Genomic DNA, 7,673 nt, shown 5'->3' on the forward strand with positions numbered 1-7,673 from the left:
GAAGATTCCATTTAACAATTTAAAAAAAGTGAAAACCCCGGTGAGAATTCACCAGGGTTTTCTTGACTAAGTTGTTTTTCAACAACGTGAAAAGCCGTGAATCTCAGTGATTCACGGCTTTTTTCTAGAAGGTGTCTCTTTCAAATTGATTTCTAAGCTCACGACGGAGAAGTTTATTAGAGGCGTTCCTTGGCAGGCCTTCCACTTTGATAAAATAAGCGGGACATTTATATTTGGCCAATCGGCTCTGGCAGAAACGGCGCAGCTCTTCTTCCTCGACCGGCTCCTTCTCAACGATAAACGCAGCAGGAACCTGTCCCCATTTTTCATTTGTTACACCAGTCACGCCCGCTTCTATAACAGCTGGATGATCAAGAAGCACCGATTCCACTTCTGCTGGATAAATATTTTCACCACCTGAGATAATTAGATCCGAACGGCGATCAAGAACAAATAAAAAGCCCTCTTCGTCTACATAACCAATATCACCTGTGTGGAACCAGCCACCTACAAACGCTTCCTTATTCGCCTCTTCACGATTTAGATAGCCTACAGTGACGTTAGGTCCTTTTACAAGAATTTCTCCCTCCTTATAAGGCGCTTCTCCGCCCTCAGCCGCAATTCGCAGCTGACAAGGGAATAACGGCTTTCCCGCTGAACCAAGCTTCGTTAAACTGTACTCAGGCGACAATGTGGCAATTTGTGAAGAAGTTTCCGTCATGCCGTATGTCTGGAAGACAGGAATGCCTCTCTCGGCACATTCCTCCAGGATAGGCTTCGGTGCAGGCCCTCCTCCTAGAAGCATACCGCGAAAGTTCTCATGATAGCTTCCCTCAGACGAACGAAGCAGGCGGCTAAGTGTAGCGGCCACAACAGACATAATCGTTCCTTCTCCCCGCTTCAATCCCGCATTGATTTCGTCCTCATTGAACCGCTCGTGCAAACGAACAGGCACTCCATATATGACACTTCTCATCAAAATGGAATAGCCGCTGATATGAAATAACGGCACGGAGCAAATCCAGCAATCCCGTTCGCTTACCCCTAAGTTGAAAGCTGATCCGGCAGCACTCCACCAATGGTTACCATATGTCTGACGGACGCCCTTTGGCTTTCCTGTTGTTCCGGAGGTATACATAATTGAACAAGTATCTTCTAGTGAAAACTCCTCCCGAATGACGGGCATCTCCTCACCCGAAAGCTGCACCGATTCTATGCAGGGCAGTTCTGCTTGAATGTCTTTTGCTATCCCTTCGTGAGCGGGATCATAGATCATTGCTGCCGCCTCCGCGTCTTTTAGCTGCCATACTAACTCGCCCGCTGTTAATCGGCTGTTTAACAGTATAGCCGAGGCTCCAAGCTGCTGCATAGCATGAATAAGCACAACGGCTTCAGGCGTATTCCTGATAAGAAGCCCTATTCTGTCTCCCTTGGAAAACCCTCTCTTATACAGGGCAGCGGTCCGCTTTGCAGCTTCTTCATATACCTTAGCAAACGTCCACGTCCTGTTCTCAAAAATAAGAGCTGTTCTCTCAGGTGTCAAGAAAGCCCTCTGCTTCAGCCAATTAGGCATGCCTGTTGCCATTTCTATTCCTCCTATTCTATTCCAGCCGACAAAAAAGCCTGGTGGGTGCTCCACCAAGCTTTTTCATGACCAGTTCCCCGCCGGCTGGAGGGTGATGCCAAGTTTGTTATCCGACCTGCTTCAGGTAAACTGTTTCCCATCCGCTTCTATTAAGGGAATCTTGGGAATTGACCGAAGTCTGGCTTACGCTTCTCTTTGAAGGCATCTCTTCCTTCTTTTGCTTCCTCTGTTGTGTAATACAGAAGCGTTGCATCTCCTGCCAGCTGCTGAAGACCAGCTAAGCCGTCTGTATCTGCATTCATTGCAGCTTTCAAGAAACGAAGAGCTGTAGGGCTCTTTTCAAGCATTTCTTCACACCACTTCACTGTTTCTGCCTCTAATTGATCAAGCGGCACTACTGTGTTCACCAATCCCATATCGAGCGCTTCTTGAGCATTGTATTGGCGGCATAAATACCAGATTTCACGAGCTTTTTTGTGACCGACAATGCGAGCTAAATAGCCGGAACCATAACCAGCATCGAAGCTGCCAACCTTTGGACCTGTTTGGCCGAATACAGCATTCTCAGCTGCAATGGTTAAGTCACAAACAACGTGCAGTACATGGCCGCCTCCGATAGCATAACCAGCTACCATGGCTACTACTGGTTTTGGAATAACTCGAATTAGACGCTGTAAATCCAGCACGTTTAAACGTGGAATTTCATCGTCTCCTACATAGCCGCCATGGCCGCGTACCTTTTGGTCTCCACCTGAACAAAATGCCTTTTCGCCAGCACCTGTTAAAATAATGACACCGATTTTTTCATCGTCGCGGGCATAAGCAAAGGCATCAATCATTTCCATTACCGTTTTTGGACGGAATGCATTATGTACTTCCGGACGATTAATCGTTACCTTAGCAATTCCGTTATATGTTTCATACAAAATATCTTCGTACTCACGTTCACTGACCCAATTAATAGCCATGTTATTTCCTCCTTATGATGTATGTAACAAAAACTCTTTTACTATTGTACCAAATTTCCGACATTCTTCCACATGAATTGCATGGCCTGCTGCATTTATTTCCTTCCAAGCAGAAACAGATAGCAGCTCCTGCATCTCATTGGCAATCCCTGCAAATTTCTGATCCTTAGAGCCGGTAACTAGAAGGACAGGCATCCTTAGCTGAGGAAGGAGGGGCCACCAGGAAGGCTGGGCACCTGTTCCCATTCCTCTAAGCGAGCCGGAAAGACCTGCCGCCTTGTTTTGAAGCCTTTCCTCCCGGATGGCCTGCTGCCTGTCTCTTGAAAGCTGCTTTTGGGTCTCAAACAGCGGAATATTCTCCCAATAATTAATGAAGGACTCGATTCCTTCCCTCTCTATCCGTTTTGCCAGCTCCTCATCAGATTGGCGGCGCATAGACCGTTCCTCTTCTGTCCTTAGCCCAGGCGATGCACTCTCCAATATAAGCGACTGAACGGCTTCTGGGAACATCACAGCTATGGTTAAAGCCAGTCTTCCCCCCATTGAATAGCCAAGGAGGTGAAAACGGCTGTGACCGAGCTCCTTCATCAGTTCTTTCATGTCCTGTGCCACAAGCTGAATACGATACCTCTCCGCTTCCTTAGGAGCCGCGCTCCTGCCGTGCCCCAGAATGTCTACTGTCACACAGCAAAAGCAGTCTTTCAGCATATTAACAGTCTCTCTCCACGTTGCTCCGCTTCCTGTAAAGCCATGCAGCAGCAGAAGTGGAGGGCCCTCACCAGCCATTTCTACATAGTACGAACAATCTTGAATGGTTATTTCCAAAAATCGTCACCAGCCGTCAATTTCTCTATTTCCTGGGAAACTTTCTTCCAAAGTTCGCGATGAGCTGTCACACTTTCTGTGCGGTCTGTCACCGCTTCCATAATAAACAGTCCATCTGTCTCGGCTGCTCTGGACATGCCTCTTTCTAACGAAGCGAGATCAGTGACTCTCTCGTATTCTGCTCCATACAGTTTAGCAGCATGAGCGAAATCCAGATCAGCCGGCGTACCGAAGAGCTTCTCAAAATACTTCGGTTCATTTGATTGAGGCAAGTAAGAGAAGATCCCTCCGCCGTTATTATTCATGACAATGACTGTCATAGAAAGACCATTTAATTTAGCGGCCAACAATCCATTTAAATCATGGAAAAGTGATAGATCGCCAATGATCAAGTAAAGCCTTGAAGAAGCCGCTGCCGCCCCTAATGCACTAGAGACAAGACCGTCGATGCCGTTAGCTCCTCGGTTTCCAAGAAGCCGAATGGAGCGTTCATCCTTAAAGAAGAAAGAATCAAGATCGCGAATAGGCATACTGTTTCCGACAAATAAGGAAGACTGATCAGGAAGCCTCTTTAATACTTCATAAAACATCTTTCCTTCATCAAGTTCCTCGTATTCATCCACACTTTTCATCTGGCTCTGAGCAGCCTGGTTCGCCTGCATCCATTTTCGTGCCCAAGGAGTTGTTTCTTTTCGCTCTGGCAGCGCCTTCACAAGCGCCTCACAGAACTGTCGCTCATCCGCCGCTATCATATGAGTCGCAACGCCTGCCGGATCCCTCCAGCCGCCTCCGCTGTCTATAACCGCGTGAATGCTCGCGGCGTGGGCACTGACATACTGTGTAAGCGCTTTGGACACAGGCATAGCCCCAAATCGAAGGACGACGTCAAAAGCTGCCTGATGCTTAATAGATGGACTTCGAAGAAAAGCATCGTAGCTATCTAATACAAGTTCGGAAGAAAACTGATTGCAGCGTAACCCTGACAGGGGGTCAGCCAATAATGGATACCCTAATCTTTCAGCTAAATCCACAACAGCTCTCTCTAAGCCCTCTGATTGATGCTCTCCGCAGATAATTAAACCTTTCTCTTTATCTTTCAAGGTTTTCGCCCATGCTTCGGTTTCGTCTTTTGAGAGCACACGGCTTCCTATTGTTAATTGAACTGCAGGGGTTTCCTCAAAGTCTAGACGCTCAAATAGACCATCGTAATCAGGCAAAAGAGGTTCACGAAAAGGGAAATTCATATGCACCGGACCGGCCGGTGCCTGCTTTGATATGTAAACAGCCCTTGATGCTGTTCTGCGTGCATAGTTGAGAAGCTTCTCATCCGATTCAGGAGGAGACATTTCAACAAACCATTTTACATGAGTGCCGTATAGCTGATTCTGATCAATAGACTGAGGCGCCCCCACCTCTCTCAATTCATGTGGTCGATCAGAGGTAAGTACAAGAAGAGGGACACGAGAGATCTTTGCTTCCGCGACTGCTGGTAAATAGTTAGCCGCAGCCGTTCCCGATGTGCAAAGCAAAGCTACAGGCTTGCCCGAAGCCTTGGCAAGGCCAAGAGCAAAGAATGCAGCAGAGCGTTCATCAATTTGAACATACATCTCTATGTCGGGATGTTCTGCTAACAAAAGCGCCATAGGAGTAGAGCGCGAGCCAGGACTGACAACGACGCTTTCTACTCCTGCTTTGGAGAGCCCATCAATAAAATGGGCATTATATAAAGTTAAATCTCTTTGGTGATTATTCATCAGACGAGCCTCCTAACGCTCTTAACATCGGCCGAAACTTAATCTGTGTTTCAGCCAGCTCGCTGTCTGGATCGGAATCAGCTACAATCCCGCACCCGGCATATAAAAATGCCTTTTCCTTCTCCAGCAGCCCTGAGCGGATCGCAACGGCGAATTCCCCATTTCCTTGAGAATCCATCCAACCGACCGGGGCCCCGTAAAGTCCTCGGTCCATTCCTTCAAGCTGGCGGATAATTGGAAGTGCTTTATCATTTGGCAGGCCGCCGAGAGCCGGTGTTGGGTGAAGCTTCTCTACAAATTGCAGAATGGAGCAGGCAGCTTCTGTCAAGCCAACAACAGGGGTGTGCAAATGCTGAATGTCCCTTACTTTCATTAATTCAGGAGCAGATGGAATGCTTACATGCTTGCATAAGCCTTCCATTTCCTCTTTGATCATTTGCACGACATAATCGTGTTCCTTTCGATTCTTTTCATCATTCAGCAGTTCTTTACCTAAGGCCTCATCTTCTTCAGGATTCTTGCTTCGCTTGATGGAGCCTGCCAGGCAGGTGGATAACACTTTCTCTCCCCGCTTACGGACTAGCCGTTCCGGAGAAGCACCAAGAAAACAGCTATCCATGGCCTCTAATGAAAAAATAAAGCTGTCCGGCTGCTGGGCGATCAACCGTTCCAGCACACCATCATGGCTAACCGCCTGGTCAAAAGATGCTACAATCTTTCTTGCCAGGACGACCTTTTTTAGCTCTGTATCTGCTTCCATTCTCTCTACTGCCTCATTCACACCTTTAATCCATTGCGCCTGATGATATTCTTCCTTTTTCAATAAGCTTGCAGGAAGCTCTAGTGCAGTCGTATCGGTGTGCGTGAGAACCTCATCTTTTCGACTCTCTAAATGATCAATAAGCGAGTGAAGCTCCTCTGGACGACAGAGTATGTTAATCGTTATATAGCAATTCCCTTCATACACAGTCAGCATGTATTCTGGCAAATAAAAAAAAGCAGAGGAAAACTTCGCCCATTCTTCTGCTTGAGGCCGGTTTGGGTCAAAGGAAAAGCCGCCAAACAAGGCTGGACCTGTTCCTAATGCGGTATATGGGTTGTGCACGACTGCACATTTAATCATGTTATTCCATTTCTTTTCTACCTCTTCATACCGAGCCTCATCGCCCTCTTCACTGCGAAGAGTATAAATGTTTCCCAGGCCAACCATTTCTACTTGGCCGTCACGATCTTTCCAGAAAAAGCGCTCGCCCTTGTAGACTGATGCACCATTTTTATAAAACAGCAAGGGATCGATCCAATCCACTTTTTCTACATAACTGAATAAAGCCGGCTGCTTGTTCATCGGCTTCTGTCGAACTAACTTTGTGAACGCTGCTTTAATCGGTTCACTTTTTATAGTAGACAATGAAATCTCCTCCATTGTACTTATATAGGTAATTATTCGTTGTCAAACCTATTTAAAGATACACCTCATTAATCCCTGCTGTCAATCTTTCTCCCTTCCTTACTTCATGATTCCAAAGGTTTCTATTCTAACCTGACTTATAAAGTCATTGAGCAGGTGATTAGCACTTAAATAATTACGGACCGCCTGCCATGCCCTTATCTCCCAATACTTGGAGGTTTCAAATAAACAGGAAAAGGAAATAGCAGTTATACCATGAGCTTTTATTTAACAACATAAGGATGTGTATGACATGTTAACGAATGAACAAATACAATCATTAAAAGAGGAGCTGCTCACACAGAAGGAGCAATACCTTCGTCGGGACGACATGGAAGGAGTAAGCCTAGAGGAAAGCAGCGAACGGGAACAGGTTGGAGAGCTCTCCAATTACGATAACCATCCTGCCGACAGTGCTACCGAGTTATTCGAGCGGGAGAAAAACCTTGCCCTTAATGACCATGCAGAAGGCGAACTCGAAAAGGTAGAAGAAGCTCTGCAAGCGTTAGAAAACGGGGAATATGGACGATGCAAAGAATGCGGAAAGGAAATCTCCTACGACCGGCTTGCGGCTGTGCCCGCTACCCTTTATTGTGCTGAGCATGCCAATCGTGATCCCCTCTCTGAATACCGCCCAGTGGAAGAAAACGTTATCCATGAAACGAGCAGAAATCAATTAAGCAATACTGACGAGGAAGTCAAGGATTACCAAGACAGCTTTCAGGAAGTCGCAAGCTATGACACATCAGAAACGCCATCGGATTTCACTGAAGATCATGATAGCTACGACCAGCTTTATGAGGAAGCAGATGAGCCTAAAGATGGATTCACGCAAGAATATGAAAACTTTATAGCTACTGATATCAAGGGTGAAAACAGAGGGTTCTATCGATCTGAAAAAGAACAAGACTATACAGAGGAACTAGACGAAGAAAACATTGAATCCCCTCTTGGCGATATTCCTTACAGAGAAAAAGACAGTTATATTGATGACAAATAAAAAGGTTCTAAATCAAATGTTGGGGTTTTAGGCTACCGCGCTACGCTTGGTGGCCTCTATAAAAAATGATGGATGGTACCATTCATCATTTTTT

6 protein-coding genes are annotated in these 7,673 nt (G+C 46.3%); 1 reads left to right on the top strand and 5 read right to left on the bottom strand.

Annotated features, from left to right (window positions below):
* Positions 1-124 precede the first annotated feature (124 nt).
* The 5 genes from QY97_RS18335 to QY97_RS18355 all read right to left on the bottom strand — a co-directional run bounded on the left by QY97_RS18335 (position 125) and on the right by QY97_RS18355 (position 6,540).
* Positions 125-1,585: an o-succinylbenzoate--CoA ligase gene (locus QY97_RS18335; protein ID WP_039238766.1), complete on the bottom strand. Its 1,461-nt coding sequence runs from the start codon at positions 1,583-1,585 to the stop codon at positions 125-127.
* Between the two features lie 149 nt (positions 1,586-1,734).
* Positions 1,735-2,553 (bottom strand): 1,4-dihydroxy-2-naphthoyl-CoA synthase, encoded by an 819-nt coding sequence (gene menB, locus QY97_RS18340; protein ID WP_039238768.1) that lies wholly within the window; start codon positions 2,551-2,553, stop codon positions 1,735-1,737.
* 12 nt (positions 2,554-2,565) lie between these two features.
* Entirely contained in the window at positions 2,566-3,378 is an 813-nt protein-coding gene (gene menH, locus QY97_RS18345; RefSeq protein WP_039238769.1) for a 2-succinyl-6-hydroxy-2,4-cyclohexadiene-1-carboxylate synthase, read from the bottom strand.
* Positions 3,369-5,132 carry a 2-succinyl-5-enolpyruvyl-6-hydroxy-3-cyclohexene-1-carboxylic-acid synthase gene (gene menD, locus QY97_RS18350; RefSeq protein WP_039238771.1) on the bottom strand — a complete coding sequence of 588 codons (1,764 nt, stop codon included), beginning with the start codon at positions 5,130-5,132 and terminating at the stop codon, positions 3,369-3,371. The genes menH and menD overlap by 10 nt, the downstream gene beginning before the upstream one ends.
* The gene (locus QY97_RS18355) at positions 5,125-6,540 is read right to left on the bottom strand and encodes an isochorismate synthase (protein ID WP_039238772.1); all 1,416 of its coding nucleotides are present in this window, start codon (positions 6,538-6,540) and stop codon (positions 5,125-5,127) included. Before QY97_RS18355 ends, menD begins: the two co-directional genes overlap by 8 nt.
* Positions 6,541-6,832: 292 nt before the next feature.
* Between QY97_RS18355 and QY97_RS18360 the strand changes: the two genes are divergently transcribed.
* Positions 6,833-7,579, top strand: coding sequence for a TraR/DksA C4-type zinc finger protein (locus tag QY97_RS18360; protein WP_039238774.1), 747 nt, complete (start codon positions 6,833-6,835; stop codon positions 7,577-7,579).
* Positions 7,580-7,673 lie beyond the last annotated feature (94 nt).

This window comes from Bacillus thermotolerans, assembly GCF_000812025.2.
In the GTDB taxonomy this organism is placed as follows: domain Bacteria; phylum Bacillota; class Bacilli; order Bacillales; family Domibacillaceae; genus Quasibacillus; species Quasibacillus thermotolerans.

What these genes read in the sequence shown, in the direction of transcription:
- QY97_RS18335 (WP_039238766.1), bottom strand. Translation starts at nt 1,585, where the DNA reads ATGGCAACAGGCATGCCTAATTGGCTGAAGCAGAGGGCTTTCTTGACA.
- menB (WP_039238768.1), bottom strand. Translation starts at nt 2,553, where the DNA reads ATGGCTATTAATTGGGTCAGTGAACGTGAGTACGAAGATATTTTGTAT.
- menD (WP_039238771.1), bottom strand. Translation starts at nt 5,132, where the DNA reads ATGAATAATCACCAAAGAGATTTAACTTTATATAATGCCCATTTTATT.
- QY97_RS18360 (WP_039238774.1), top strand. Translation starts at nt 6,833, where the DNA reads ATGTTAACGAATGAACAAATACAATCATTAAAAGAGGAGCTGCTCACA.